Source organism: Halorhabdus tiamatea SARL4B, assembly GCF_000470655.1.
Lineage (GTDB): Archaea > Halobacteriota > Halobacteria > Halobacteriales > Haloarculaceae > Halorhabdus > Halorhabdus tiamatea.
Genome location: NC_021921.1, coordinates 926,830 through 951,413, shown reverse-complemented (window position 1 = coordinate 951,413; position 24,584 = coordinate 926,830). Strand labels below are relative to the sequence as shown.

Annotated in this window: 31 protein-coding genes, 1 tRNA gene and 1 pseudogene; 18 read left to right on the top strand and 15 right to left on the bottom strand. The window is 62.2% G+C overall.

Annotation, left to right across the window (positions count from 1 at the left end; translation table 11 throughout):
* Positions 1–179: 179 nt before the first annotated feature.
* The 5 genes from HTIA_RS04865 to HTIA_RS04845 form a co-directional block, all read right to left on the bottom strand.
* Positions 180–464: a type II toxin-antitoxin system RelE family toxin gene (locus HTIA_RS04865; RefSeq protein ID WP_020936080.1), complete on the bottom strand. Its 285-nt coding sequence runs from the start codon at positions 462–464 to the stop codon at positions 180–182.
* Positions 457–741 carry a ribbon-helix-helix domain-containing protein gene (locus HTIA_RS04860; protein ID WP_008528133.1) on the bottom strand — a complete coding sequence of 95 codons (285 nt, stop codon included), beginning with the start codon at positions 739–741 and terminating at the stop codon, positions 457–459. The genes HTIA_RS04865 and HTIA_RS04860 overlap by 8 nt, the downstream gene beginning before the upstream one ends.
* 177 nt (positions 742–918) lie before the next feature.
* Entirely contained in the window at positions 919–2,190 is a 1,272-nt protein-coding gene (locus HTIA_RS04855; protein ID WP_008528134.1) for an RNA-guided endonuclease InsQ/TnpB family protein, read from the bottom strand.
* A gap of 110 nt (positions 2,191–2,300) precedes the next feature.
* Positions 2,301–2,612, bottom strand: coding sequence for a hypothetical protein (locus tag HTIA_RS04850; RefSeq protein ID WP_008528135.1), 312 nt, complete (start codon positions 2,610–2,612; stop codon positions 2,301–2,303).
* Between the two features lie 3 nt (positions 2,613–2,615).
* A complete protein-coding gene (locus HTIA_RS04845; RefSeq protein WP_008528136.1) occupies positions 2,616–2,906 on the bottom strand; it encodes a DUF433 domain-containing protein in 291 nt (96 codons plus the stop codon).
* 253 nt (positions 2,907–3,159) lie between these two features.
* Between HTIA_RS04845 and HTIA_RS15420 the strand changes: the two genes are divergently transcribed.
* From HTIA_RS15420 to HTIA_RS04830, 3 genes are all read left to right on the top strand, one after another.
* Positions 3,160–3,696 carry a DUF7342 family protein gene (locus HTIA_RS15420; protein WP_008528137.1) on the top strand — a complete coding sequence of 179 codons (537 nt, stop codon included), beginning with the start codon at positions 3,160–3,162 and terminating at the stop codon, positions 3,694–3,696.
* A 2-nt stretch (positions 3,697–3,698) separates the two neighbouring features.
* Positions 3,699–4,133: a hypothetical protein gene (locus HTIA_RS04835; RefSeq protein ID WP_008528138.1), complete on the top strand. Its 435-nt coding sequence runs from the start codon at positions 3,699–3,701 to the stop codon at positions 4,131–4,133.
* A gap of 530 nt (positions 4,134–4,663) precedes the next feature.
* Positions 4,664–6,016, top strand: coding sequence for an IS200/IS605 family transposase (locus tag HTIA_RS04830; RefSeq protein WP_020936078.1), 1,353 nt, complete (start codon positions 4,664–4,666; stop codon positions 6,014–6,016).
* A 52-nt stretch (positions 6,017–6,068) separates the two neighbouring features.
* Here HTIA_RS04830 and HTIA_RS04825 read toward each other — a convergent pair whose 3' ends face one another.
* Positions 6,069–6,779 carry a hypothetical protein gene (locus tag HTIA_RS04825; RefSeq protein WP_021029699.1) on the bottom strand — a complete coding sequence of 237 codons (711 nt, stop codon included), beginning with the start codon at positions 6,777–6,779 and terminating at the stop codon, positions 6,069–6,071.
* A gap of 133 nt (positions 6,780–6,912) precedes the next feature.
* Between HTIA_RS04825 and HTIA_RS16230 the strand changes: the two genes are divergently transcribed.
* On the top strand, positions 6,913–7,179 hold the full coding sequence (locus HTIA_RS16230) for an AbrB/MazE/SpoVT family DNA-binding domain-containing protein (protein ID WP_008524408.1): 267 nt from the start codon (positions 6,913–6,915) through the stop codon (positions 7,177–7,179).
* Positions 7,180–7,626: a type II toxin-antitoxin system VapC family toxin gene (locus tag HTIA_RS16225; RefSeq protein ID WP_008524409.1), complete on the top strand. Its 447-nt coding sequence runs from the start codon at positions 7,180–7,182 to the stop codon at positions 7,624–7,626. It begins immediately after the preceding gene.
* A 32-nt stretch (positions 7,627–7,658) separates the two neighbouring features.
* Here HTIA_RS16225 and HTIA_RS04810 read toward each other — a convergent pair.
* Positions 7,659–7,970, bottom strand: a pseudogene (locus tag HTIA_RS04810) (DUF234 domain-containing protein); the annotation flags it as partial.
* A 357-nt stretch (positions 7,971–8,327) separates the two neighbouring features.
* On the opposite strand from HTIA_RS04810, the gene HTIA_RS04805 reads away from it, so the two are divergent.
* The 6 genes from HTIA_RS04805 (at position 8,328) to HTIA_RS04780 (ending at position 13,788) form a co-directional block, all read left to right on the top strand.
* A complete protein-coding gene (locus HTIA_RS04805) occupies positions 8,328–9,737 on the top strand; it encodes an ATP-binding protein (RefSeq protein WP_008524415.1) in 1,410 nt (469 codons plus the stop codon).
* 90 nt (positions 9,738–9,827) lie between these two features.
* Positions 9,828–10,208, top strand: a complete 381-nt coding sequence (locus HTIA_RS04800) for a hypothetical protein (RefSeq protein WP_008524418.1) — start codon at positions 9,828–9,830, stop codon at positions 10,206–10,208.
* A complete protein-coding gene (locus HTIA_RS04795) occupies positions 10,198–10,548 on the top strand; it encodes a hypothetical protein (protein WP_008524420.1) in 351 nt (116 codons plus the stop codon). Before HTIA_RS04800 ends, HTIA_RS04795 begins: the two co-directional genes overlap by 11 nt.
* 109 nt (positions 10,549–10,657) lie before the next feature.
* Positions 10,658–11,836 carry an NAD-dependent epimerase/dehydratase family protein gene (locus tag HTIA_RS04790; protein ID WP_008524421.1) on the top strand — a complete coding sequence of 393 codons (1,179 nt, stop codon included), beginning with the start codon at positions 10,658–10,660 and terminating at the stop codon, positions 11,834–11,836.
* Between the two features lie 9 nt (positions 11,837–11,845).
* Complete coding sequence (locus HTIA_RS04785; RefSeq protein WP_008524422.1) at positions 11,846–12,793, top strand: NAD-dependent epimerase/dehydratase family protein; 948 nt, start codon at positions 11,846–11,848, stop codon at positions 12,791–12,793.
* A complete protein-coding gene (locus HTIA_RS04780) occupies positions 12,790–13,788 on the top strand; it encodes an NAD-dependent epimerase/dehydratase family protein (protein ID WP_008524423.1) in 999 nt (332 codons plus the stop codon). Before HTIA_RS04785 ends, HTIA_RS04780 begins: the two co-directional genes overlap by 4 nt.
* A 44-nt stretch (positions 13,789–13,832) precedes the next feature.
* Here HTIA_RS04780 and HTIA_RS04775 read toward each other — a convergent pair whose 3' ends face one another.
* The gene (locus HTIA_RS04775) at positions 13,833–14,507 is read right to left on the bottom strand and encodes a hypothetical protein (RefSeq protein ID WP_008524424.1); all 675 of its coding nucleotides are present in this window, start codon (positions 14,505–14,507) and stop codon (positions 13,833–13,835) included.
* A 154-nt stretch (positions 14,508–14,661) separates the two neighbouring features.
* Between HTIA_RS04775 and HTIA_RS04770 the strand changes: the two genes are divergently transcribed.
* The 3 genes from HTIA_RS04770 to HTIA_RS04760 all read left to right on the top strand — a co-directional run bounded on the left by HTIA_RS04770 (position 14,662) and on the right by HTIA_RS04760 (position 16,450).
* A complete protein-coding gene (locus HTIA_RS04770) occupies positions 14,662–15,648 on the top strand; it encodes an endo-1,4-beta-xylanase (protein ID WP_008524425.1) in 987 nt (328 codons plus the stop codon).
* 140 nt (positions 15,649–15,788) lie between these two features.
* On the top strand, positions 15,789–16,037 hold the full coding sequence (locus tag HTIA_RS04765) for an antitoxin VapB family protein (RefSeq protein WP_008524426.1): 249 nt from the start codon (positions 15,789–15,791) through the stop codon (positions 16,035–16,037).
* Positions 16,034–16,450 carry a PIN domain-containing protein gene (locus HTIA_RS04760; protein WP_008524428.1) on the top strand — a complete coding sequence of 139 codons (417 nt, stop codon included), beginning with the start codon at positions 16,034–16,036 and terminating at the stop codon, positions 16,448–16,450. Before HTIA_RS04765 ends, HTIA_RS04760 begins: the two co-directional genes overlap by 4 nt.
* Before the next feature lie 559 nt (positions 16,451–17,009).
* On the opposite strand, the gene HTIA_RS04755 is transcribed toward HTIA_RS04760, so the two are convergent.
* Positions 17,010–17,082 (bottom strand) — tRNA-Pro (locus HTIA_RS04755).
* Positions 17,083–17,204: 122 nt separating this feature from the next.
* Here HTIA_RS04755 and HTIA_RS04750 point away from each other — a divergent pair.
* Positions 17,205–17,492, top strand: a complete 288-nt coding sequence (locus HTIA_RS04750; protein WP_008524430.1) for an amphi-Trp domain-containing protein — start codon at positions 17,205–17,207, stop codon at positions 17,490–17,492.
* 25 nt (positions 17,493–17,517) lie between these two features.
* On the opposite strand, the gene trmY is transcribed toward HTIA_RS04750, so the two are convergent.
* On the bottom strand, positions 17,518–18,114 hold the full coding sequence (trmY, locus tag HTIA_RS04745; RefSeq protein ID WP_008524431.1) for a tRNA (pseudouridine(54)-N(1))-methyltransferase TrmY: 597 nt from the start codon (positions 18,112–18,114) through the stop codon (positions 17,518–17,520).
* Between the two features lie 122 nt (positions 18,115–18,236).
* On the opposite strand from trmY, the gene HTIA_RS04740 reads away from it, so the two are divergent.
* Both HTIA_RS04740 and HTIA_RS04735 read left to right on the top strand, forming a co-directional pair.
* Positions 18,237–18,719, top strand: coding sequence for a single stranded DNA-binding domain-containing protein (locus HTIA_RS04740; RefSeq protein ID WP_008524432.1), 483 nt, complete (start codon positions 18,237–18,239; stop codon positions 18,717–18,719).
* Positions 18,712–19,194, top strand: a complete 483-nt coding sequence (locus HTIA_RS04735; RefSeq protein ID WP_008524433.1) for a hypothetical protein — start codon at positions 18,712–18,714, stop codon at positions 19,192–19,194. Before HTIA_RS04740 ends, HTIA_RS04735 begins: the two co-directional genes overlap by 8 nt.
* Positions 19,195–19,284: 90 nt before the next feature.
* Here the strand turns inward: HTIA_RS04735 and HTIA_RS17280 are convergent, their stop codons facing one another.
* Entirely contained in the window at positions 19,285–19,416 is a 132-nt protein-coding gene (locus tag HTIA_RS17280) for a hypothetical protein (RefSeq protein ID WP_008524434.1), read from the bottom strand.
* 162 nt (positions 19,417–19,578) lie between these two features.
* On the opposite strand from HTIA_RS17280, the gene pfkB reads away from it, so the two are divergent.
* Positions 19,579–20,490 (top strand): 1-phosphofructokinase, encoded by a 912-nt coding sequence (pfkB, locus tag HTIA_RS04730; protein ID WP_008524435.1) that lies wholly within the window; start codon positions 19,579–19,581, stop codon positions 20,488–20,490.
* A 26-nt stretch (positions 20,491–20,516) separates the two neighbouring features.
* On the opposite strand, the gene engB is transcribed toward pfkB, so the two are convergent.
* The 4 genes from engB to HTIA_RS04710 form a co-directional block, all read right to left on the bottom strand.
* Complete coding sequence (gene engB / locus HTIA_RS04725) at positions 20,517–21,134, bottom strand: GTP-binding protein EngB (RefSeq protein ID WP_008524436.1); 618 nt, start codon at positions 21,132–21,134, stop codon at positions 20,517–20,519.
* A gap of 228 nt (positions 21,135–21,362) precedes the next feature.
* Positions 21,363–22,418 (bottom strand): ABC transporter permease, encoded by a 1,056-nt coding sequence (locus HTIA_RS04720; protein WP_008524437.1) that lies wholly within the window; start codon positions 22,416–22,418, stop codon positions 21,363–21,365.
* Positions 22,415–23,224: an ATP-binding cassette domain-containing protein gene (locus HTIA_RS04715; RefSeq protein ID WP_008524439.1), complete on the bottom strand. Its 810-nt coding sequence runs from the start codon at positions 23,222–23,224 to the stop codon at positions 22,415–22,417. Before HTIA_RS04715 ends, HTIA_RS04720 begins: the two co-directional genes overlap by 4 nt.
* A 30-nt stretch (positions 23,225–23,254) precedes the next feature.
* Complete coding sequence (locus HTIA_RS04710; protein WP_008524440.1) at positions 23,255–24,418, bottom strand: substrate-binding domain-containing protein; 1,164 nt, start codon at positions 24,416–24,418, stop codon at positions 23,255–23,257.
* Positions 24,419–24,584: the final 166 nt, after the last annotated feature.

Sequence of the window (24,584 nt, the reverse complement as noted above, 5' to 3'; positions counted from 1 at the left end):
AGGCCGAAGTCTTCTCGCGTGCTCGGCGAGGCGAACATCCGTTGCGCGCACGCGGCCTAGGACAGTGCCGCCTCGTGGTTCTCAAGGAAGCCGAAAACGGTGGTCAACCGCCTCGAGGTCACGTGGTTCGAGACGCCGGAGCTTTGCGTCTCGCACCACATGACTCCGAGACGCTTCACTCAGTCGTCGTCAGCGGTGTACGCGCCGCCCCGACGCTTGATCCGTGCGACGACGAGCCGCTGGTCGTCCTGTCGGAAGATTACAGACAGCCTGAACTCCCCGATGCGGATCTTCTTGTAGGGGCTGTTCTGGAGGGGTTCACCGTACTCCGGGGGGTCGCGCCACGGTGAGGAAACGATCTCGTCGAGTTTGTCGAGTATCCGGTCTTGGTCGGCAGGGGACAGTCCATCAAGGTCGTCTTCGGCCGTCGAAGAGAGCTCCCACATCCAGCCGTCGTCACTCATCGTTCGTGCCGAACCGCTCGCGGGCTTCCTCGGCGCTCGTCGTTCGTCCCTCGCGGATATCCTCCTCGGATTCAAGCAGGGCGACGAGTTCGTCGCGGTCGAATGTCGGGAACTCGATGGCATCTCGAAGCGTGTACCGGATGAACTCGCTCCGACTGTTGAATCCGCGTCCTTGCCAAGTGTCGTCTATCTGTTCGAGGAACGACTCGGTGAGCTTGAAGTTTACCGTGGTGATGATGTCGTCCTCGCCATCGTCGTTCGTAATCGCTTCAGACATATAGACGTAATACGCTGGTCTTACCAATAGTCGTTTCGGCGGGACCTCACGATCACGCGATCGGTGTCGAGTCAACCGCCTCGGGGTCAAGTGGTTCGAGACGCCGGAAGCGTCTCGTCATCACGAGAGAGCGGAGCTCTCTCGAACGACCCCGAGGCTTGTCAGTAGACTCCCGTTCTAACCGAGTAATTCGGCAGGCGTGTAGTCGCCGTTCACGTTCAACGTCCCTGACTTGAGGGCCAGTTGACTGGTGGCCCATCCACCGCGAGACTTCTGCCCGCGATGGATATATCCGCAGTATCGGTTGGCGATATTCTTCGCCGCGTTGTAATCGGCGTTCACCTCATACCCACACGATTGGCACTCGAACGCCTTGTCGTCGCGGTTGTCCTCGTGGGTAAACCCACAGTGAGAACACCGCTGACTCGTGTACGCCGGGTTTACCGTGTCAAGGAACAGCGTCGTTGACTCGACCTTGTACTCCACGAGTTCCACGAACTTCGCGTAGGCCCACTGCTGGAACTTCGACCCGTTGGCGATGTTCTCGCGGATGTGGTCAAGGTTCTCGAAGATGATGCCGTCTACATCCGCTTCTTGGGCTTCCGCGAGAAGGTCGTTCGCTCTGTTGTGGAGCCAGTCCAGCGACCAATCCGAGAAGTGGCTTCCGATGGACTGAATCGTGAGGTGAGCCGACCGTGTACCCGTCTGTTGCAGACGGGCGCGGCGTTGTTCGTACTGGTCACGCTTGTGGGTGAGATAGTCCGCACTCCCGATGAACTCTCCCGTTGAGGTGACGGCGAACGCGCCAGTCACGTTCAGGTCAACACCGAGAACCACTCCGTTCTCGGCACCATCATCATCGTGACTGGTTTCGTGGCGTTCCGTTCTGCCACCCTCGTAGTCGGGGGTTTTCAGCGTGACGTGCAGGTAGAACGCGTCGTCCTGCTCGTCGTACTGGAGCGTTGCGCTCGACGCGTCCCACGCTTCACTCTCATAGTACCTTCCGAACGGCGTGTCTTCGCGTTCGTCCTCAGGTGGGAGGACGTATTCGGCAGTGACCCTACCGTTCGGCGTGGAGAGCGTGGCGTGGTCGTCGTTGAACGACGCGGAGCGTTTGTCGTAGACGACGCTCCACGAGTCGAACTCTGGTTGGCTCGTCTGTTCGCCTTGTTTCAGTTTCTCGACGCCGCTCGTGACGGCTTCGATGGCGCGGCGAATGCCTTTCTGGACGAGGTTGGCGGTGAGGTCGGTTTCCTCGCGCAACTCGTCATACAGAGCGTTTTCGGCCTTGCTTTTGCTGGTGATGCAGAGGTCGTCGTAGCGCCACGCCCACTCACTGGTGCGGTTGGCGCAGTGCAGGAACTGCTGTTTGGTTTGATGGAAGTCGCCACGACGCGCTTCGGGTACGTCGAGTTTGATGGGCACGGTGCGTCGTGGCGCATCGTCCATCCGTGGTTCACATTTGTATTTATTGCCTAATAAAAGTTTATATGTGGGGAGAGAGTCGCCTTGCCATCGAGCGTGGCAAGTTTCATCGAGTGTCGGCTTCCTCCCCGACCTCAAGGGTCGGGGCATCCGCCTCGTACCGCCTGTGAATACTGCGCGATCGGATGGTCAGCAGTCCCTTTCCCGAGTTCGGGCACGAAATCCACGTGTTCGACGTCGTGCCCGTAGTTCTCGAGTCGATGGAACACCTCGTGTTCGACGTCGTGCCCGTAGTTCTCGAGTCGATGGAACACCTCGTGTTCGACGTCGTGCCCGTAGTTCTCGAGTCGATGGAACACCTCGTGTTCGACGTCGTGCCCGTAGTTCTCGAGTCGATGGAACACCTCGTGTTCGACGTTCTCGTCGAGGATGAGCCGATACGCCATCGATCAGCTCTCGGGTGGTGTGAGTGACGACCGTTCTCTGGCTTCGGCGGCGGCCCGGTCGTGGCGCTTCTCGACTCGTCGCATCTCCTCGGGGTTGTTGTGATAATACGCGAGTGCCTCGTAGACGTTCGCGATGTCCAGGTTGTACCGCTCGGCGACTCGCTCGGGGGCGAGTCCGCGCTGTTCGACGCGTCCGTGTACATCTCGGACAGTAACGCGGCTCCCCTCGATGTGGGGCTCTTCGTGAATATCCGAGTCCTCGGCGGAGACGATTCGATACTGCTGGGTCGCCATTACAGATGAATAGGCACTCCTGGGTCTTGAAACCTCGCCGAAACGAGTCGGTCGTGTTTCGTTTTGCAGGAAGCAGTTCACAGTCCCAGAAAGCCCCGGTCAGCAACACGAAAGCGACTGTCCGAAGGACCGGAGGGAACGGAGTGGCTGAGAACGCGGGGGCTTTCTGGCTGTTCACAGCCGAATTCGTTTGACTAACCACTACCACCGCAGCAATCCTAACTTATTTGCGCTAGTATCTCATATATCTTGTATGGCCGAGTTCGAACCCGCCCCGTCCGAGACGGCCCTCGCCGACGAGCGAGAGCACTGGACCGAATCACATGATACACGACACCGGATTCGATCCGTCGTCATGGGGCTTCGAAAACCGGCCACGGCCGCGGAGATCGCCGATCGGGCGGCCTGTTCGACCAACGCCGCTCGCAAGCACCTCTCGGAGCTCCTCGATATGGGAGTCGTTCGTGAGGCGGCGGGAAGCGACGGCACCCGGTACGTTCGAAACGAGGCGTACGTCAGGTGGCGACGGGCGAACGAGCTCGCGACGACTCACACGGTCGATGCGCTGCTGGACACGCTCGAAGAGCTACAGCATCGTGACGAACAGTTCCGGGCGCAGTTCGACGCACCGGTCCCCGAAGACATCGAACTCCCGGAGGAGGCGACCCATGCCGAACTCGAAGAGCGGCTCGAGGCGGTCTCGGAGTGGGCGACAATCCGAGAATCGATCGACCGTCACCGGGAGGCACTCCGGATCGCCCGCACGGAAGACGGACGGCTCACTGCCTGAGAATGGCGGGAGCCGGTGCGCCGATCGACGGGGCCATCTTGGAGGACTTCCGGGATCGAGCACGAACGCACGAACTGGTCGAGAGCGTTCGTACGGATCGGACTGGCGGGACGCCGTCGATGCTCGTCGTTGAGTTCGATACCGATCGATACCCGTCACACGTGACCGAAGCGAGCCTCGAAACCCAGTGGTACCGCAACGACGACTACAACTTCCACTACGTCGAGACTCACACGCCGGATGGCGTTTGGCAATGCCAATGGGATCGCCTTCCGAACCCACACACGAATCGGACTCACGTTCACCCACCGCCGGGGGCACGCTCGAGCGACGCTATCCCGGACGATCCGGACGAACGCCACCCTGGATATATGTTCACACGAACGTTTGCAAACGTCAGAGATCGGATTAACGCTCTCTGGGAACGCCGTGAGTGAGATCGGCGATCACGCCCAAATAGTCTCGTAGCCGGCGTCGTTGATGACGCCGTTCGTCGTGAGGATCGCGTCCGTGTCTCTCGCTCGGTGACTCGTGACGACCATCGCGTCGTGAATAGTGAACGTGTGGTTGGCGCGGACGCGTGCTCGACTCCCCGAGGAGCTATCTTGATTCAGCGAGAGAATCCCGCCCTTCCCGCGAAGGACGAGCGTTCCGACGCTCAGTCGGAACCGAGGACTGAGTCGTTCGAAAATCAGAGATTTTCGTGATCACGAGAGACGAAGTCTCTCGGACGACAGGGCGGGAGTGAATCGCGTAAGCTCTGGTGAGAAGCCGCCGAGTTACTGCTGGTCTTGCGTCTCCAACGTGTCGAGTCCGGCTTCTAACAACTCTGTATAGGCTTCTGATAGCGACAGGTCACGTTCTTCCGCGAAGTCTTTGATACGTCCCTGTAACGTGTGGGTTATTTCTACGTTTGGTCGCATGGTCCAACAGTCTTTTATGCACGGCAACCTAACAATCTGTCGTCGTGAAGCGCACCAACACGTTCGCCGTGCGACCGCTCACCGACGACGATGAGCAGGTGCTACGCGACCTGTTGGACGCTTGTGCTGCTCTCTGGAACGAAATCAATTACCAGCGCCTCATGCGCTACAACGACGAAGACGGCTTCGAGGGCGAAGATGTGTGGGACGCCGATACCGGCAAGCTCGAAGGCAAATACAAAGGCGTTCTCGGCGCGTCCACCGCTCAAACGGTCCGGCGAGCAAACACCGAAGCGTGGCGCGGGTTCTTCGAGAACAAGAAGGCGTACCACGACGAATCGAACACGTCGGTCACGGAACACCCCGAACCGCCGGGCTTCCGTGGCAACGAGGACGACGGACGTGTTCTCAAAGGCGTCGTCCGAAAGGACGCCTACACCGTTGAATGGGGCGACTGCTCCAGGCTTGAGATGGTTGTCGGCAAAGAACTCCGTGACAGGCACAACAGCCCGAAAAGCCGTCTCCGGTTGGAAATCGTTGGCGACCCGAACTGGCCTGACTACGAAGACCAAGGCCGACTAGAACTGTGGTACGACGAGACTGATAGCACTTTCAGAGCTTCGCAACCCGTGACGGTTTCTGCCGATACACGGGACACTCCACTGGCCGACGAAAAGGCCGCTCTGGACATTGGTGCAAACAATCTCGTCGCCTGTACCACCACGACTGGCGAGCAATACCTGTACGAAGGCCGTGAGTTGTTCCAGCGATTCCGTGAGACGACACGAGAAATCGCCCGGTTACAGTCCAAGCTCAAAGAAAACAGGTACACTAGCAAGCGTATCCGGCGGCTGTACCGAAAGCGAACCCGTCGCCGCGACCACGCCCAAGAAGCACTGTGTCGTGATCTGCTCGAACGACTGTACGCCGAGGGCGTGGACACGGTGTATGTCGGTGGCTTGACTGACGTACTCGAAACGCACTGGTCGGTCAAGGTGAACGCGAAGACCCACAACTTTTGGGCGTTCAAGCAATTCACCGAGCGACTGGCGTGTACCGCTGAAGAATACGGCATCTCGGTGGAAGTTCGGTCGGAAGCGTGGACCAGCCAAGAGTGCCCACAGTGTGGCGGCACAGACCGAACGACACGGCATCAGGACACGCTCACCTGCCCGTGTGGATTCGAGGGTCACGCCGACCTCACAGCTTCAGAGACATTCCTGAGACGGCAGACAGAACAGGCAGTCAGGCCGATGGCACGGCCCGTGCGGTTCGAGTGGGACGACCACAACTGGTCGGAGCCACAACACTCTCCCGCGAGGGAAAGTCCCAAAGAACAGCGCACAGACCCGAGTACCGTCCACCGCGACGGGAATATTGCCTCCGGCGAGTCTTAGACCGGCTGAGACTCTCACGGAGGAAACCCCGTCGTGAACGACGGGGAGGATGTCATCCCCGATACCCGCACACACCGGACCGTGGCGAGTTCACCACCGGAAGAAACGCGTGATATCCCTCTCCGTCGTCGTGAGCGTCGGCACACGACTCACAGAAGTACGCCCCGGCGTCCGGGTCACGGAGACAGGGCTGGCAGACGACCGTCGCTTGATCGCCACAGTCGGCACACGTCCGCTCCGGCTGTTCGTTCCGGGCCAGTACAATCACGTTCTCGACCGGCGAGACGTCCTTGACGAGCGAGGATGCGATCGCGTCGTCTCCCCACGATCCCGTCTCGACGACCGACACCGAGAGCGCGGTCGTCGTGCCGAAGTCGTACTCGTATCCGAATGTGGCGTCATCGACGTTTTCGAGAACCTCGTCGAGAGGTACGTCCATCGACTGCGGCGGCGGCCCGAACCCCGCCGGGGCATCCTCGTCGTGTGGTCGGTCGTATTGCACGCCGTCGATCGTGAACGCACTCAGGTGGCCACAGCACTCGACCCAGAAGCCCCGCAGGAATTCGTCTAGCGTTGCCAGCGTCGTGGAGGGGGCAATCGCAACGTACAGCCAGTAGTCGGGTCGATGTTCGCCTACGATTTGGATGATGGCCGCCGAGTCTTCCCCACTCGACGCGGTGTCAGCGAGACACGACTGGAGGTGCCGAGCCATTCCACGTTTCGTGTAGCTGTCCCCGCAGAGGAAACAGGTTCCGTCAGGCATACGTGCCGCGTTGTTCCGGTGAGAGAAGTATGTTGGCTGTTCTCTGGTCGGCCCACTGACGGACCACGTCAAACAAATCCAATCACCAAAACTTTTGGTGATCAAACATTGTAGATGTATCTGTGGTGATTACATGAGCCGTCCGGAGGAGTCCGTTCCCGAAGAGACGTACGGGGTGGCAGAGATAAACGACCGTGGGCGATTGACGATCCCCAAGGAGTTGCGAGATGCACTACAGATTGAGGGGGGGACGGAGTTCAAAGTCGTCCGGGAGGGTGGGGACATCCGGCTGGTTCGGCGGCTTCCGGAATTACAGACTGTCTCCTCGGGGAGAGACAGGGACGAGTGGGGAGAAGACACGTTTCGCGATACGGGCGAGGCGACCTTTGGAGGGCGATAGATGCGACTCCTGGCTGACGTCAACGCGTTGGCAATCCAGTTGCTGGAGGACCATCCCGGGCATCCGTACGTCACAGAGCACCTCGTCCCCGCCCTCCGGGGCGAGCACACGCTTTTGACCTTCGGCTACTTGCCGCTCCGTGTCCAGTGGGTACTCGAGGATCTCGACGTCCCGACCGTCGAGGCGCGCAACGCCGTCACGTCACTGTTACAGTATCCGATGGAGACCGTTCGGATCGATCCGGCGCTCCTCCTCGAAGCTTACGAGATCAGTGCCGAGAAAAACCACGATGTCTACGACTGTTTTTATCTTGCCGTGGCGCGTGAAGCGGACGCCGATCGACTGCTCACGACCGATCGCGACTTCGAAGCGCTCTGTGCGGACGAACCGTTCGAGTACACCAACCCCGTCCCCGAAGACGTACTCGAGGAATTCCACCGGATCTGACGGTACAACCAGACACTCCCGTTTTCTTCTCGTTACAGCAGTGCCTCGATCTCGTCTAGTCCGTACAGCGACCAGTTCTCGCCCAGCTCGTCCGGGAGTCCGTCGACGAACCCGCTTTTCGAGAACAGCGCGAACGCCGCCTCACGCGTCTCCGGTCCCCATCGCACCCGCTCGGCCTTCTCACGGAGCTGTGACGCGAGTCCGTGACCGACTGGCTGTGTTGTCCACGTACATTCCGCGAAGAGGATCCGATCGTCCCCGGGAGCGAGCCCGACGCTGTCGATCTCGTCTTCGCCGTACCACCACCGTCCGACGTCGGCGTAGGGACCGAGTTCACCACGACGATTCGAACGCTGTCCCGAGAGCATCGAGTTCCGCCGCCCGATCGTGGAAGGTCATACTCTCGATAATGATGACTGCGATAATTACGTATAGCCTTTTGCTGGCCTCGACGACAGATGCGCGTGGCGGGATTCGGACATCCACCGACCAGAAACCGGTCCAGCCGGCAGCCGACTGGTTTCACCACGGTCAATATCGACGGCGGAGCAGCCTACTTGCGATCCAGTCTCACAGCGCTGCGCTCGAGACGCCTGTAACAAAGTCGCAATTAGTAGAGATTCACTTCTACGAAATCAATTTCTGCGAAGTTGGATTATACTAATCACAGTACTTATAATGGTCGCCCACGCAGAAGAATCATGACCAGATTCGTTGATCGTGCGGACGAACTCGCGCGGCTGGAGTCGTTGTACGACAGTGACGACTTCGAGTTGGCCGTGATTTACGGTCGTCGTCGGATCGGCAAGACCGCCTTGGTCCTGCATTCGCTTCGCGATCGTGAGAACGCTGTCTACCACCAGGCGACCCAGACGACGCCGGCGACGCAACTCGATCGGTTCCTCGCGGATGCGGCGAGTGTTGATCCGGGGATCGAAGACGTGCGCCCGGAGTGGGAGACGCTCCTGAAACACCTCCTTCAGGACGACGCGATCGTCGTTCTCGACGAGTTTCCGTATCTCGTCGAGACCACGCCCTCGCTCCCCTCGGAGATCCAGCGGCTGGTCGATCACGAACTGGTAGATAGCGGCGGAACGCTGGTACTCACCGGGTCGTCGATCGGGATGGTCCACGAACACGTGCTGGACGGCGGAGCACCGCTGTATGGAAGAGTCTCACAGACGCCCAACGGACGGATCGAACTCGCGCAGCTGTCCTTCGACGCGGCGATGCGGTTCGTCCCTGCGTACGGGCCCGAAGAACAGGTGTTCACCTACGGTATATTTGGGGGGACGCCGCGGTATCTGCGCCCGCTCTCTGACGATCGGTCCGTCGGGGAGAACGTTTCACGGACACTCTTAGATTCGGAAGGACCGCTCCACGACGAACCGGAGACAGTCCTGCAGATGGAACTCGACGAAGTCAACCGATTTTTCGCTCTCCTGGAGTCGATGGCCCGAGGGAATCGCGCCCGAAACGAGATCGCCCAGGGAGCCGGCCTGCAGAGTCGGGATACGAGTTACTACTTCGACCGACTCGAAACGCTCGATCTGATCGAGCGCACCCATCCAGTGACTGTCGACCCGACGACGACGAGACGAACCCGGTATCGGATCCGGGATCCGCTGTTTCGGTTCTGGTTCCGGTTCATCCACGGTCAGGCCGGGCGATACGAACTCCACGGCGAGAACGCCTATGCCGACCTCGTCGAACCCCACCTCCCGGACTTCGTCAGCGGGACGTTCGAACGACTCTGTCGGGACGCACTCCCGACGTTGTTCCCGTCCTATACGATGACGCGCTATCCGGGAGCCTGGTGGTACGACGGCCACGAGATCGACGTCGCCGCACCGACGACCGGCGGGACGCTGTTGCTCGGGGAGTGTAAGTTCACCAGCCAGCCACTGGGCTACGACGTCCTAGCGCAGCTCGAAGAGGATGCCGAACGCGTCAGATGGACGCCGCCGGCCGGCGGTGACCCGGACGTCGAGTACGTCCTGTTCGCACGGAGCGGGTTCGCCCGGTCGGTACGCGAAGCGGCGGCCGAACGAAACGACCTCACGCTTGTCGGACTCGACGACGTGATCGACGCGCTCCGAAGCACTGCCTGAGCAGTACTCTGAGGATCTCGGTTTCGACTACGTTACCTCAGTCATACGGCCCCCAATACATTCAATACATGTCGATACATATCTATAGCTATGCCGATCAGCAACGAACGGTTCGAGAAATTGGGGGACGACGGAGGTAGCGATGGTCCGACGCCAGGGACGAACGCCGCGACGATTCTCGACTTCCTGCGGAACCATCCGGACGAAGCCTTCACGCAGAGCGAGATAGCGACCGAGACGGACGTCAAAGCCGGCTCCGTCGGGCCGACACTCGTCCGATTGCGCGAACGGGGACGGGTCGATCATCGCGGGAACTACTGGCGGGCCAGCGATCACGATCGGAGCCTCGATGCGGCCACCGGACACGCGGCTGTCGCGCTGGCGGACCGAGAGACGGACGAGGAGACGCCGGAAATGGCGGCATGGCAGGAACACGCCGTCGATCCCCGCGATCATCGCAATGAGGGGTGACTCGTTCGAGCGGGGGGACGTGTTCTGGGCTCCGGATCCGTACAATATCGGTGGGGATCCGCGACCGTGGTTGGTACTGGCCGCCGACACTATTCCGTACGCCGGCGAGGAGTACATCTGCGCGGGCCTGACGTTGAGTGACCTCCCCGACAATATCGAGGTCAGTGACGACGACTGGATCGCGGGCAATGATCCGGAGAAGACGTCGTACTGTTCGCCGTGGGTTCTGGCGACGGTCAAGCACGACGCAGTGGCGGGAACACAGGGCTACGTGACGACGGAATTCACTCACGAAATCATTCAGCGAAGCGTCGAGTACCTCACTGAGGATTCAGTATAGTACAGGGTGGAGCCTCCGACCTCGAGGAGCGAGCGAATTGAGTGAGTAACTCGGAGAGGAAACCAACGGAAAGACTTATACAGATAGTTACTCACTTTGTGAGTAACACATGACGATCATCGTCACCGGCGGCGACGGACACATCGGCTGGCCGACTGCCCTCCGCATCGCGACGCGAACCGACGACCGCGTGATTCTCGTCGACAACTTCGCGCGACGGGAGTGGGTCGAGGAGGTCGGCTCCGTCAGCGGCGTCCCGATCGCCTCGATCGACGAGCGCATCGAGGCCGCAGAGGAAGTTCACGACATCACGAACCTCTCCTTCGTCGAGGGCGATCTCGTCGAGAAGTCCTTCGTCGACGAACTCCTGGCCGTCCACGAACCGGACACCATCGTGCACACGGCCGCACAGCCATCCGCGCCCTATTCCCAGATCAACGGCGAGCGGGCCAACTACACCCAGCACAACAACATGCAGGCCACCCGCAATCTGCTGTGGGGCCTCGAAGAACACGACCTGACGGACACTCACTTCATCGAGACCACGACGACCGGCGTCTACGGCGCGCCCGAGTTCCCGATCCCCGAGGGTGGCGCGACGATGGAGAACCAGGGCGAGGACGACGAAGTCCCGTTCCCGGCAATGGCGGGCAGCTGGTACCACCTCACCAAGAGCCACGACGCCGCGAACATGCGCCTGGCGCACTCGCAGTTCGACATCCCCATCACGGACGTGCGGACGGCGATCACCTACGGCACGGGGATCGAGGAGACCGAAGCCGATCCGCGCCTCGCCACTCGCTTCGACTTCGACTACTACTTCGGCGTCGTCGCTCACCGCTTCGCCGCCCAGGCCGTCGCGGGCTACCCGATGACGGTCTACGGCAAGGGCGAGCAGCGCAAACCGTTCGTCGCGATGGAGGACGCCGTCGAGGGGCTCGCACAACTCGCGCTCATCGACCCCGACGACCGACCCGACGATCACGTCGTCTACAACCAGGTCACGCGTGCGATCTCCATCGTCGAGGTCGCCGAGACCATCGCCGACGTCGCGGGCGAGTACGATCTCGACGTCGACGTCAAACACTACGAGAACCCCCGCGACGAGGACGAGACCCACAAGATGGAGATCGAAAACGACCGCTACGCCGACCTCATCGACGGGCAGGGAACCACCTTCGAAGAGGGCGTCCGGTCGATCCTCGGCACCCTGGTCGAACACGACGACCGGATCACGGCCCACGAGGATCGGTTCCTCCCGGGCGTGCTGACCGAGGACGAGGACTGATCGTCTGCCATGGACGTCCTCGTGACGGGCGGGATGGGTTACATCGGCAGCGCCCTCCTGCCGCTGCTCGCCGATGCCCCCGACGTCGATCGGATCGTCGTGCTCGACTCACTCGCCAGCGGGTCGCCACGCCATCTACTCGAAGCCCGCGTCGACGGCGACCTGGACTTCCGGCGCGGCGACGTCCGGGAGTACGGCAACGTCGAGAACGCGATGAGTGACGTCGATACCGTGATCCACCTCGCGGCGATCACCGGCGCGGCGAGCACCCACGACCGCCGCGAGGAGACGATGGCGGTCAATCTGGAGGGCACCGAAAACGTCGTCAACGCCGCCCGGAAACTCGGCGTCGAGACCCTCGTCTTCGCCTCCTCGTGTAACAACTACGGCCGCGCGGCGACGACCGACATCGACGAGACGACCGAGCCCGACCCGCTCAATCCCTACGCCGAGGCGAAGGTCGCCGCCGAGGAGAGCGTCGCCGAGTTCGCGGCCGAGACCGGCGCGAACGCGACCGCGCTCCGGATGAGCACCAACTACGGCTACGCCCCGGGCGTCCGCTTCAACCTCGTGGTCAACCACTTCGTCTTCCGGGCGCTGACCGGCCGGCCGCTGACGGTCTACGGCGACGGATCGAACTGGCGGCCGTTCATCCACGTCCGGGATTCCGCCCGGGCGTTCGCCCACGCCGCCCGCAACCCCGACTCGTGGCCGAAGGCCGTCTACAACGTCGGCAGCGACGCCGGCAACTACCGCATCAGCGAGATCGCCGCGGTCGTCAGCGAGGAAGTCGCACCGGTCGACGTGACTTACCTCGAGGACGAACACCCCGGCCCCTCCTATCACGTCAACTTCGACCGCCTCGCCGAGACTGGCTTCGAGCCCGAGTGGACCCTGCGAGAGGGCGTCCGGGACCTCGCCACCGTTCTCCGGGACCGACAGGAGATCAACGTATGACTGAAGATGCCTCGTTTGACCCCGACGAACCGCTCTCGATCGCCGTCACCGGCGCGGCGGGCTTCATCGGCTCCCGCGTCGTCGACCGCCTACAGCACGCCCACCCCGACTGGGAGCTCACGGCGATCGACAACTTCTATCTCGGCGACGTCCGGGAGATCGGCGACGTCACCGTCGAACACGTCGACATTCGAGACCGTGATCGCCTCGAAGACGCGCTCGCGGGGAGCGACATCGTCATGCACCTGGCGGCGGTCAGCGGCGTCGACGACTGTACCGAGAACGCCGACCTCGCCTACGAGACCAACGTCGTCGGGACGCACAACGTCGCGTGGTTCTGCCGGCAGCGTGGCGCGGCGCTCGTCTTCCCCTTCAGCATGGCTGTACTGGGCGACCCCGAGTCGTTCCCGATCACCGTCGAGCAGCCACGCGACCCGATGAACTGGTACGGCCGGACGAAAGTCCTCGGCGAACAGGCCATCGAGACCTACGCCGATGGCGCGTTCCCGGCCCACCTCTTCCTCAAGTCGAACCTCTACGGGAGTCATCACATCGGCGACCAGACCGTCTCGAAGGGGACGGTCATCAACTTCTTCCTGGGTCGACTCCTCGAGGGCGAGACGCTCACGGTCTACGAACCGGGCACGCAGGCGCGCAACTACATCCACGTCAAGGACGTCGCCCGGGCGTACGTCCGCAGCGCCGAACGTCTCGCCGAGCAGCTCGCGGCGGGCGAAACGGGCGTCGAGCGCTACGAGATCGCCAGCGACGAGGACCCTTCGATCATGACTGTTGCCGAGCGGATCCAGTCGATCGCCGGCGAGTACGGTCTCGACGCAGACGTCGAACTGGTCGAGAACCCACGCGCCGGCGACGAGACACTCGTTTCGGCGTTCGGCGTCGATACGAGCGCAGCGCGTGAGACTCTCGGCTGGGAAGTCCGTCACACTATCGAGGAGACGGTCCGGGGTCGTCTCGACCGTCAGCTGGACTGAGCAATCGACAAGCGGTCCCGGTTCGCTCGTGATCTCCCCCGGACTCAGGGACAGTCGTTCGTCTCGAATGACTGCGGTTCGGATCCTTGGTCGATGGATGTTCGTTCCCCGGAAGTCAGCGAGATGAGCATCGCAAGCCCGCCGTAGCCGTGGGTCTGATCGTGGCCACGGACAACCACACAGCTTACGTCCTCAGGAATCTCGATCGTCTCCGAGCGCGCGAACGGCTGATTCGCGTGAGCGTGGAGCAACTCCCGCCGACCCAGTTGCGTCCCGTCGAGTTGCTCGACCTGCCACCAGTTGGCGTACCCCTCCTCGCCGCTATCGTCGTGATTCAGGCTCACGTCGAAGCTGACGCCACTGTCGGTCGACTCGAACTCGACTCCCACGACGTTTGCGTCCCGTCGATCGAGTGCTTCAGGCGCGGTCGATGTCGAAGTCGACGTTTTCCCATCTGGTGTCTCGGTTCCAGTGTCGGGTGTCCCCCCGCTTTCGCTGTCTGTCGCTGTTCCCTTTCCCTCGCTTGTCATCATGTCTTCGTCTGCCGGCGTTTCCCCGTCGGTCGTATCTCCATCTGTCGTCGTATTCACCTCGGTCATATCACCATCTGTCGACGTCTCTTCGCCTGTTGTCTCCTGGTTCGTACAGCCCGCGAGTCCGATGGCTCCGGCGGCGAGACTGGCCAAAAACTGTCGCCGTGGATCTTTCTCCGGACTCATGCCTGTGCTATTCTCGTCAGACGGATAACGGTTTCTCGGCTGTGTGCTTTCTCGCCGAAACGGCAGGCTGAATGCAGAATGCCCCGCAATCGATGTCGCCTCACGGAGCAGGTTGCCCCAACGACTTTCTCCCCTCGCTTCGACGGACAGGGAGATGGCAAGCGAGAAGACACTCCGCCAACTGGCCGACGAGAACGACCTCACGCTCGGTGCAAGCATCACGGCAGACGCATTCAGGAAGTACCCCGACGATCCGGACGTCGCACAGACGCTCACGCGGGAGTTCAACGCCGTCACGACTGGCAACGCACTCAAGATGGGGCCGCTGCGACCCGACCGGAATACCTACGATTTCGAGGACGCCGACGCCATCGTGAACCTCGGGGTCGCAAACGACCTGCTGGTCCGCGGTCACACGCTCGTCTGGCACAACCAGACGCCGGGGTGGTTCTACCCCTGGGACTACACAGACGACCAGCTCCGAACGTTCCTCAGAGACCACATCCACACCGTTGCGGGCCGCTATCGCGAGAAGGTCGACGTCTGGGACGTCGTCAACGAGGCTGTCGCCGACGACGGCACCATGCGCGAGACGGCGTGGTACGACGCGATGGGCGAGGAGTACATCGACCTGGCCTTCCAGTGGGCCAACGAAGTCGCCCCCGAGGCTGACCTCTTCTACAACGACTACGGCATCGACGAGATCAACGAGAAGGCCGACGGGGTCTACGCACTCCTCGAACGCCTCATCGACCGTGGGGTCCCCATCGACGGCGTCGGCCTCCAGATGCACGCCTTCCGCGCCCAGGAGTACGTCGACCCCGAAGCCCTCGGCGAGAACATTCGGCGGTTCAAAGACCTCGGCCTGGACGTCCACGTCACCGAGATGGACGTCGCCTACGACCGCGAGAACGTCCCCGAGAACCACCTCGAACACCAGGCCCAGTACTACCGGGACATCCTGGAGGCGTGTCTCGACAACGGCTGTGACACGCTCGTCACCTGGGGCGTCCACGACACGGCTTCCTGGCTTCGAAACTACGACCAGACGATCACCGACGACCCGCTGCTCTTCGACGAGGACTTCGATCCCAAGCCGGCCTACTTCGCGATCAAGGACCTGCTGGAGAGTCGGGTCTGAAGGAGTCAGGTTATCAATATCCCTGTGTTGTCGGGGTCTGCGCTCACACGGGGAAGACGCACGCTGAGGCCTGACAATGTCGGTTGTGTCTGTTTTGAGCCCAACAACTAAACCTTGTCAACGCCAACGTTGACGTAACAATGGCCACCGCTGACGAGCAGATACGAGTGAGCGACCGGGTGAAGCGAGAACTCAACCGCCTCCGGCGGGAGAACGAGAGCTACAACGATGTGCTCGAGCGTGTCCTCGACGAGGAGAAGCTCGGCGACTTCTACGACGGGTTCGGTCGGTGGTCCGACGAGGAAGCCGACCGCGTCCGTGAGGCCCGCCGCAAGTCCCAAGAGAAGCGAAAGCAGCGGCTGCGAGAGCGAGCTGAGGACACGGTATGAAGGTCCTCGACGCGACCTTTCTGATCGACTATCTGGACGGCGTCGAAGCGACGAAAGCCTTCTACGAGGCGAATGGAGGCGAGAACGAACGCTGGGTGATGCCCGTTCCGGCCTACGCTGAGGCACTCGTCGGCGAGGGGAACCTGCCGAGTGGCGATGTCGACGGCGCTCGTAGAGACCTCTCGTGGGGTGAGAAATACGCCGTCGACGAGCGGACGGCCGTGACAGCGGGGGAGATCGCGGACGAGGTCGGGTCGAGTGGGCCATATTTGGACGGCCTTGATGCGCTGATTCCCGCCGTCGGAAGGGAACTGGATGCGCCAGTGGTCTCCGGCGACAGTGACCTCACGCACCCAAAGACGAAGCACGTGATCGACGTCGAAGAGTACCGTGAGCCCGAACACGACAACTAGCTCGTCTCGGTTGCTTAGTTATTCATTTGGGCACTGATAACGCGGATTTTTGGCTCCGGACAACTCAATGGCCACGGGGACCACCCCCGAAACCGGCCGCTACGTGTCTCGGAATGCGGGAAAAAGCCCATATACGTAGTGGGCCGGCGCGAATGTCGAACACGCCGAGACGTGCTCGCTCCACTGCGCGCGTCTCGTCTGCTCGAATTCGCTCGGCTACACGGACTTCCCGCTCACGAGTTTGTTCGCGGGAAAGGTAGTGGGCCGGCGCGAATGTCGAACTCGGGAAGACGCTCGCTCACTCCGCTCGCGCTGCGACTTCCCTGCTCGAATTCGCTTGGTGTCCATTTCACACCCACGACAGACCGTTCGCTGTCGCTCACGGTTGTGACGTGGGGTGAAAATGGGCCGGCGCGAATGTCGAATCACGCCCAGAGGGTCCTGCTCGCTCGCTTCGCTCACTCCGCGGGCTGCCTCTGGTCTACTTCGAATTCGCGATGCCACTCCCCCGCAACAGACACTCGTCGTTATCACTCCTCGTGTTGCGTTGCGGGAGAAGTGGGCCGGCGCGAATTCGAATCGCGGTTACGGCCACCCGAAGGCCGAAGGATACCAAGCTACCCCACCGGCCCGCACGTGATAGTTGCCGAGGTTCGCCTTTAACTCTTGCGAGACACGTCGAGTCCGGCGAATCCACGACGACTCGTATGTAGACGCTGCAACACTTATCACCGTGGAGCACCTCCCTCCTGACATGCCCGAAGAAGTGCTTTTCGAATCCGAGCAGTCCATGTCCCGCAAAGACGTTGCCGCGTACCTCCGCACCGTGGCCGACAACCTCGAGGCCGGCGACGCGATCACGCTGGAAGCCGGCGCGCAGGCGGTTACGCTCGAACCGCCCGCCAACCCGACCTTCGAGGTCAAAGCCGAACGCGAGGGACCGGTCGACGGGCCTGGCGAATTGAGCATCGAACTCGAACTCGAGTGGGACGAAAACGCGGGCGACGCGGACGCAGAGAGCGGCGAACTCACGATCGAGTGAACCGTCACTGGCCCAACCGACCCACTCAATACTGTTCGTAGCCGTCGGTGTCGAGGTAGTTCTGGACGACGCTGATCGCGTGGTCGGCGTGGATCGCGTTCGGCCCGAGACTCACACGTTCGGCGTCCAACTCATCGAGCAATGCTTGCTCTTCCTCAGTGAAATCCCGGTGATCCGAGAGGACGAAAACGGGATCCTCTGGGGGTGCCGACTCGACGATCGGGGCCCCGTCCTCGTGGAGCTGGAGCAGCGTTCCTTCCTCGGCGGCGTCCCGAAGCGCCGCTTCGACGCCCCGCCGGGAGAGATAGATCCCCGGCGACGTCTCGACCGCCTGGTGGCCGATCGCACCCTCCCGTTGCTGGAGCGCGCTCCGGACCCGGGCGGCCGTACTCCGCTCGTCGGGATTGAGGCCTTGCAACTCCCGCCCCTCGAAGCGAAGCGTGAACTCGTCGCCGAGCACTAAGCGAAATCGAACGTCCTTTCGAAAGCCGTGCGAGCGCAGGAACGCCGCGGTGATCGACCGGCTGAGCAGGTCGAGTCGGCCGGCCGCGCCCGGCAGATCCTCCAGCGGGAAGTCAGGCGTCGTCGGTGCCTCGTGTCCGATCACGACGAACTGGCGCATGGACTGAGGTGGGGCGCAGCGGCTCTTACGTGCGTCGGTTGTCTGTCCGCCGCAGCTTCCTCCTGGGTCGAATTGAAGCCGGAAGGAAAACCTACATTGCCCGCCCCATCCCACCCATCCTCGTGAACCAGTGGCAGCGTGGCCTGCTCGTCCTCGGGTTCGTCGGACTCCTCGTGGGCATGGGCGTCCACTACGGCGCGGTCGAGGACGACCACTGGCCCTACCCGGACGAGGACGCCCTCGCCAGTCAGCCGGCCGAACACGTCGGCGAGGAGGTGTTCCTCTTCGGGACGGTGACAGCCGTCGACGGTGACGCGGGGACGGCGACGATCAGCGTCGAGGCTGACTCGGGGTCGTTCTCGCTGTCGGTCCAGTCGTTCGACCGGACCGTCGAACCCGGCGGTGTCGTGCAGGTACTGGGCGAACTCACCACCGAGCGGACCGTCGACGCCGAGCGCGTCGTCGTGGTGAATTCGTCCAGCGGCGCGGAGTGGTACAAGTACGGCGTCTCCGTGCTCGGGGCCGTTCTCCTCGTCGTCGCGTTCTTCCGGTACTGGCGCATCGATCGGGATACGTGGACCTTCGAGGTGCGTCGGGATGGCTGAACTGCTGTCGACCGTCCTGGTGACGTATGCGGCGTTTACGATCGCCGGCTGGTGGCTCGACGGGCTGGATCGTCGCTGGGTGGTCGTCGCGATGGGCGGGGCCGCGATTCCGGATCTCGTGAAGATCGAGATTCTCGTCGACGCGGACGTGATCGAGAACGCGATCGGACTCCCCTTCGATTACTCGCCGGTGGCGAGCGTCGCGGGGGTGGTGGTCGTCGCGGGGATCATCGCACTCCTCTTTGGCGAGCAGTGGCGACGGACGGCCTACGCCGTTCTGCTTGCCAGTGGTGGGTTCTCACTCGTGATCGACGGCCTGCGCGTCTACGCGGATGGCTTCGCGAACTTCTACCTGTATCCGCTCTGGGTCCGCCCACCCACGCCGGGGCTGTTCGTCTCCTCGGATCCCGCCGTGCTGGTGGTCGCGATCCTCGTGAGTACGGTCACGTTCGGGATCGACCGCTGGAAACGGTAGGGGCAGGGCGACACTGTTCGAAACGAACGGTCGCAACTCGAACGACTCGCGAGGAGTCCAACAACCGCACGACAGCAGAACGTTCAGGCCTCAGTCGTCGGTGACGCCCGTCTCAGCCGTGGGCTCGCGCTGCTTGCTCATCGTCTCCCAGATCTCCGCACAGCCACACCCGTCCTCGACGTCCTCGAGATGGTCGTAGTCGGCGTCGTGTGTCTCGCTCATGTGTTACTCAGATCCTTAGTAACTAAATTTGGAGCCAGTAGTAAATATCTTTCGGGCGCAGCGAGGCGTCTCGCCGATCGAGGTGGCGAGTCTGGGAGACCACGGCCGAAGAATTGAGAAGAGCGGAAGATTCAGGAGACCACTCCTACTGGACTCAGGTACATGATAGTGACTGTCACCCTGAACCCCGCCGTCGATCAGACGATCAAGATGAACACGGGGCTCGAATCCGAGAGCGTCCAGCGCAGCGTCGAGGCACAGTTCACCTCGGGTGGCAACGGCGTCAACGTCTCCCAGTTCCTCCAGGCCCTGGGCTCCGAGACGGCTGCGACGGGGCTGATCGGGGGTTTCACGGGCTATTTCATCGAAGAGGACCTCGACACGTACGACGTGCCGACGGACTTCGTCTGGGTTGCGGGCGTGACCCGCATCAACACCACGATCCTGACGCCCCGGAAGAAGTACCAGCTCAATCAGACGGGACCGACCGTCGACAGCGACGTGATCGACGAACTGATCGAGATCGTTTCCCAGTACGAGCCGGACACGCTCAACATCGGCGGGAGCCTGCTGCCGGGGATGGACGCGGCCGACGTCGATCGGATCGCGACGGCCGGCGACTGGGACACCGCCGTCGAGGTGCCAGGCGAAGTGCTGGCCGAACTCGACGCTGAATACGAGTACTGCAAACCGAACCGCAAGGAACTGGCGGCCGCGACCGGACGGGAAATAGAGTCCGTCACCGAGTGCGTCGACGCCGCGAAGACCCTCCAGGAACGGGGCTTCGAGTGCGTGATCGCCTCGATGGGGAGCGACGGCGCGGTGATGGTGACCCCGGAGGAGACGCTGTACGCCCCGGCGCTCGACGTCGAGGTCGTGGACACGCTGGGGGCCGGCGACTCGATGCTCGCCGCGGTCCTGTGGGCCTTCGAGCAGGGCTGGGACGCCGAACGCGCGCTCCGGGCCGGCGTGGTTGCCTCGGCCCAACTCGTCGGCGTGATGGGCTCTAGCGTTCGCGAACTCGACCCGGAACCGCGGCTCGACGAGGTTCGTATCTGGGCGATGGACAGTTGACTGTCAGTTCCGCCGACCCCCGCTGCTCAGAAGAACTGAAACAGGTCGTCACGTTCGGCTTCGTGGAGGTGCTCACGGACGGCTTCTGTCAGCGGACCGATCGAGCCGCGTTTGGCGCTGATCGGCGCGATGGTCTCCTGCCACTGCTGCCAGGGTGGATGGAGTCCCAGCCGATCACAGAGTTCGTTCAATCGTTCGTCACGATCGTCGACCTTGTCCATCTTGTTGACGGCCACCACGGGCGGGATCCCAACGTCTCGCAGGAAGTGAAACAGTTCGACGTCGTGGGGAATCTCGTCTGGGCCGGAGTGGCGGTCGATGATGTCGATGACACTCTTGCCGTCGACGACGAGGATTCCGACGAGGATCGCGTCGGCGTTGGCCTCGATGTACCGGACGACGTCGGTCTTGATCTGTTCGCGGACCTCGTCGGGGACGCCTTTCATGTAGCCAAAGCCGGGGAGATCCGTCAGCACGAAGTCCGGCCCCGTCCAGTCGTAGTGGTTGGGCTCTCTGGTGACGCCGGGGCGTTGACCGGTGTCGAAGGTGTGGCCGGTGAGTTCGCGCATCAGCGTCGACTTGCCCACGTTCGACCGTCCAGCGAGGACGACCTCTGCGCCCCGATCCGGCCGCGTCTCGAACATACCCTCTCTACCCTGTCGGGGGCGAAAAGGCTGTCCTGTTGATCCCAGGGAGCGCTCCCGGAAGCGCTAACCACTGATGCCGGGAACGGGGGGCCCCCGTATCTGGCATGCATCTCGATAGTCGTTGCCCCACGAAAACGGCGTCGTCATCGCCGATATCGGGAACGCGTCCGGATCGAACCCGACTGACCGTTTCCACGCAACGTGTCCTGAAAGCGGGACCGGGAGTCAGTCCCGGAGGTAGATGTCGACCATCACGGCGCCGATGATGACCGCGCCGGTCAACGTCTCCTGGAACGCGACGGACACCCCGTTCAACACGAGGAGGACGGGGATGACGGCGATGACGAGTGAGCCGAGGAACATCCCGGAGATGCTCCCCTCGCCGCCAAAGAGGTTCGTCCCGCCGATGACGACGGCGGCGATGATCAACAGCTCGAAGCCACGTCCGGCGGAGCCGAACATCGAGCCGAAGTACGCGATCGAGAGCACGCCGGCGATGGCGGTAACGACGCCCGTGATGACGAAGTTCGTGACCTTGACGCGATCGGTGTTGATGCCGCTCCGGTCGGCGGCCGACTCGTCGTCACCCGTCGCGTAGACGTGGTGACCGAAGCGGGTCTGCTGGAGGACGAGTCCGAAGACGACGATCAGGGCGAGCATCCAGAACACCATGTAAGCGATCTCGACCCCTGCGACCGTGATCGACCCGCCAAACAGGTCGATCAAGCCCAGATCGTCCGGGAGCTGTCGCGAACCGCCGGTCGTGAGCCAGTAGGCGAACCCGCGCAGGACGCTCATCATCCCGATCGTCGTGATGAGCGACGGGATGCCGACCTTGGTCACGATGACGCCGTTGGCCAGCCCGACGACCGCCCCGAGGAGGAGGACCACCGCCAGTGCTGCCGTGACGGTCAGCCGGAAGTCGGTCAGCAACATCGCGAACGTGAGTCCAGCGACGGCGTACATCGACCCGACCGAGAGGTCGAACTCGCCGCCGATCATCAGGTAGGTCATCCCGATCCCGATGATCACGTAGGGAGCCGCCTGCCGGAGCAACTGCGAGAGGATCCCGCTGAAGTCGTCCCAGTTGAGAAACAGCGTGCTGACGCTATCGAAGTCGAAGATAAGGTCCGGCCGCGTCACCGCGATGAGTCCGAACAGGAGAAAAAAGCCGATGAAGACGCCGATCTGGCGTCGCTGGAGGAGCCGTCTGAGCCGTGAATCCGCGCCGCGACTGACGGCCGTCTCCTCGGATCCGTCCCCTTCCGTTTCGACGCTCATGCGGGAGCCCCCTCCTCGGAAGTCGAGAGGTCGAACTCCTCGACGTCCTCCTCGTCGTCCGCGCCCATCATCAGCGAGATGATCTCGTCACGGCTCGCCGAGTCGGCGTCCCGGACGCCCGTCAGCCGACCCTGGGCGAGTACCGAGATGCGGTCGGCGATCGCGAGAACCTGTCTGATGTTGTGGCTGATGAGGATGATCGACAACCCCTGTTCGCGGAGGTCGTCGATGACCCGCAGGACGTTGCGCGCCCCCTCGATCGAGAGGGCGCTGGTCGGCTCGTCGAGGATGAGGATGTCCGGGTCGGACTGTAACGCCCGGGCGACCGCGACCGCCTGTTGCTGGCCGCCCGAGAGATCCCGGACTTTCGCGCCCGGATCGACCGGGATCTGGACGCGATCGAGACTCTCCGTCGCCCGCTCGCGCATCGCAGCCTTGTCGACGATGCCGAGGTATCGGCCGAGAAAATCCGAACGGATCGGTTCGTGTCCGAGGAAGACGTTCGCCGCGACCGTCTGCTGTTCGGCCAGTGCGAGATCCTGATAGACGGTTTCGATGCCCTTCTGGCGGGCGTCGCCGTAGTCCTCGAAGGAGACGGCCTCCCCACGAACGTATATGTCCCCGCTCGTGGGCTGGTGGACGCCACAGAGCGCCTTGATGAGCGTCGACTTACCGGCGCCGTTGTCGCCGACCAGTGCCATGACTTCACCTTCACGCAGGGAGAAGTCGACGTCCTCGACTGCGACGATGTTCCCGAAGTGTTTCGTGAGCCCGACTGTCCGCAGTATCGAGTCGTCTTCCGACATAGTTGTCTTTTGGATCGTGTTTTTCGGCGTTTAGACGCCGTGGTAGCTCAGGAGCTCGCCCCAGTTACGCCGCTTGAGGGCGAAGTCGATCGACTCCTGATCGATGATCTCCGCGCCCGTCAGGTACTCCTTGGGGGGCATCCCCCGCTCCATGTACGCGAAGGCCTGATGGACGGGGAAGTATCCCTGGCTGTAGGGGTCCTGGCCGGTGGTGTAGTTCATCACACCCTGCTCGATGTAATCCAGTGTGTTCTGGTTCAGGTCGAATCCACCGAGAATCATGTCTTCTCTCCCCTCCTGCTCGGCAGCCTGGCCGATGAACCACGAGTAGACGTCGCTTCCGATCATCCCGTCCAGCTCGGGATTCGACTGGAGATGGTTCGTGATACGGGTCACGCCATCGCTCGCCGCATCGGTGTAGTTGACCCGCTCGGTGATCTCGATGTCGGAATTCTGCTTGATGGCGTCTTCTGCGCCGCTCGCACGCGCGGCCTGTCCGGCGTGGCCGGGGTCGGCGAGCCCCACGGTGACTTTGCTGGCGTCGTCGGGCAGTTTGTCCAGCAGGGCCATTCCGTTGGCGTACCCCGAAGAGTACTGATCCTGGCCAACGAACGGCAAAGCGCGACCGAACTCCTCGCGCATGTACTGGCGTCCCTCTCCACGGAGACTGTTCGTGTTGAAGGTCAATACGACGATGTCGTTGTCCAGTGCGTCGTTGATGACCTGGTTGTACGCGCTCGAGTCCGCGACCGTCGTGATGATGACGTCCGGATTCGAGGTGACGATGTTCTCGAGGATATTGACCTGTTCCTCGATGCTGAACCCACCTGACGGTCCCGTGAAGCTGGCGTTCCAGCCGAGTTGGCTCGCGGCGTCGTGGAGCCCGCCGATCGCCGGATTCCAGAACGAGATCGCCCCGTTGTGACACACCACCCGTACGTCCCGTTCGGGTGGCTCGGATGAGAAGTCCAGCTCCGTCGGCGGCGGCACCAGGTCGACGCGCTGATACGACGGCGCACTTCCCCCGTCGCCGTTGTCGTCCCCGCCGCCGTTACCTTCCGTCGTCGTCTCGTCCTGTTGGAGGCAACCGGCCAGTCCCCCGACTGCCGTGAGTGCCCCGAGCTGTTTCATCACGTCCCGACGCGAGACGCCCTTGCCGACTCGTACGCTGAATCGATTGTCATTGTCTCCCATACAAAATGGCGTTCATACTCCAGCAGTATAATAATTTTTCATCATTTCGGAATGAGTCAAGAGTCAGACCGTTCGATGTCCAACTCGGTGACTGTCGTCGTTCGTCGTTCTCGACGCGGGGAGGTAAGACAGTAGCTAGATAGCGTCGAATAGCCTGAATTGGCGC

Bases quoted from the DNA above. Each gene is read 5' to 3' on its own strand.
- HTIA_RS04865 (WP_020936080.1), bottom strand. From the start codon at position 464: ATGAGTGACGACGGCTGGATGTGGGAGCTCTCTTCGACGGCCGAAGAC.
- HTIA_RS04860 (WP_008528133.1), bottom strand. From the start codon at position 741: ATGTCTGAAGCGATTACGAACGACGATGGCGAGGACGACATCATCACC.
- HTIA_RS04855 (WP_008528134.1), bottom strand. From the start codon at position 2,190: ATGGACGATGCGCCACGACGCACCGTGCCCATCAAACTCGACGTACCC.
- HTIA_RS04850 (WP_008528135.1), bottom strand. From the start codon at position 2,612: ATGGCGTATCGGCTCATCCTCGACGAGAACGTCGAACACGAGGTGTTC.
- HTIA_RS04845 (WP_008528136.1), bottom strand. From the start codon at position 2,906: ATGGCGACCCAGCAGTATCGAATCGTCTCCGCCGAGGACTCGGATATT.
- HTIA_RS15420 (WP_008528137.1), top strand. From the start codon at position 3,160: ATGGCCGAGTTCGAACCCGCCCCGTCCGAGACGGCCCTCGCCGACGAG.
- HTIA_RS04835 (WP_008528138.1), top strand. From the start codon at position 3,699: ATGGCGGGAGCCGGTGCGCCGATCGACGGGGCCATCTTGGAGGACTTC.
- HTIA_RS04825 (WP_021029699.1), bottom strand. From the start codon at position 6,779: ATGCCTGACGGAACCTGTTTCCTCTGCGGGGACAGCTACACGAAACGT.
- HTIA_RS16230 (WP_008524408.1), top strand. From the start codon at position 6,913: ATGAGCCGTCCGGAGGAGTCCGTTCCCGAAGAGACGTACGGGGTGGCA.
- HTIA_RS16225 (WP_008524409.1), top strand. From the start codon at position 7,180: ATGCGACTCCTGGCTGACGTCAACGCGTTGGCAATCCAGTTGCTGGAG.
- HTIA_RS04805 (WP_008524415.1), top strand. From the start codon at position 8,328: ATGACCAGATTCGTTGATCGTGCGGACGAACTCGCGCGGCTGGAGTCG.
- HTIA_RS04800 (WP_008524418.1), top strand. From the start codon at position 9,828: ATGCCGATCAGCAACGAACGGTTCGAGAAATTGGGGGACGACGGAGGT.
- HTIA_RS04795 (WP_008524420.1), top strand. From the start codon at position 10,198: ATGAGGGGTGACTCGTTCGAGCGGGGGGACGTGTTCTGGGCTCCGGAT.
- HTIA_RS04790 (WP_008524421.1), top strand. From the start codon at position 10,658: ATGACGATCATCGTCACCGGCGGCGACGGACACATCGGCTGGCCGACT.
- HTIA_RS04785 (WP_008524422.1), top strand. From the start codon at position 11,846: ATGGACGTCCTCGTGACGGGCGGGATGGGTTACATCGGCAGCGCCCTC.
- HTIA_RS04780 (WP_008524423.1), top strand. From the start codon at position 12,790: ATGACTGAAGATGCCTCGTTTGACCCCGACGAACCGCTCTCGATCGCC.
- HTIA_RS04775 (WP_008524424.1), bottom strand. From the start codon at position 14,507: ATGAGTCCGGAGAAAGATCCACGGCGACAGTTTTTGGCCAGTCTCGCC.
- HTIA_RS04770 (WP_008524425.1), top strand. From the start codon at position 14,662: ATGGCAAGCGAGAAGACACTCCGCCAACTGGCCGACGAGAACGACCTC.
- HTIA_RS04765 (WP_008524426.1), top strand. From the start codon at position 15,789: ATGGCCACCGCTGACGAGCAGATACGAGTGAGCGACCGGGTGAAGCGA.
- HTIA_RS04760 (WP_008524428.1), top strand. From the start codon at position 16,034: ATGAAGGTCCTCGACGCGACCTTTCTGATCGACTATCTGGACGGCGTC.
- HTIA_RS04750 (WP_008524430.1), top strand. From the start codon at position 17,205: ATGCCCGAAGAAGTGCTTTTCGAATCCGAGCAGTCCATGTCCCGCAAA.
- trmY (WP_008524431.1), bottom strand. From the start codon at position 18,114: ATGCGCCAGTTCGTCGTGATCGGACACGAGGCACCGACGACGCCTGAC.
- HTIA_RS04735 (WP_008524433.1), top strand. From the start codon at position 18,712: ATGGCTGAACTGCTGTCGACCGTCCTGGTGACGTATGCGGCGTTTACG.
- HTIA_RS17280 (WP_008524434.1), bottom strand. From the start codon at position 19,416: ATGAGCGAGACACACGACGCCGACTACGACCATCTCGAGGACGTCGAG.
- pfkB (WP_008524435.1), top strand. From the start codon at position 19,579: ATGATAGTGACTGTCACCCTGAACCCCGCCGTCGATCAGACGATCAAG.
- engB (WP_008524436.1), bottom strand. From the start codon at position 21,134: ATGTTCGAGACGCGGCCGGATCGGGGCGCAGAGGTCGTCCTCGCTGGA.
- HTIA_RS04720 (WP_008524437.1), bottom strand. From the start codon at position 22,418: ATGAGCGTCGAAACGGAAGGGGACGGATCCGAGGAGACGGCCGTCAGT.
- HTIA_RS04715 (WP_008524439.1), bottom strand. From the start codon at position 23,224: ATGTCGGAAGACGACTCGATACTGCGGACAGTCGGGCTCACGAAACAC.
- HTIA_RS04710 (WP_008524440.1), bottom strand. From the start codon at position 24,418: ATGGGAGACAATGACAATCGATTCAGCGTACGAGTCGGCAAGGGCGTC.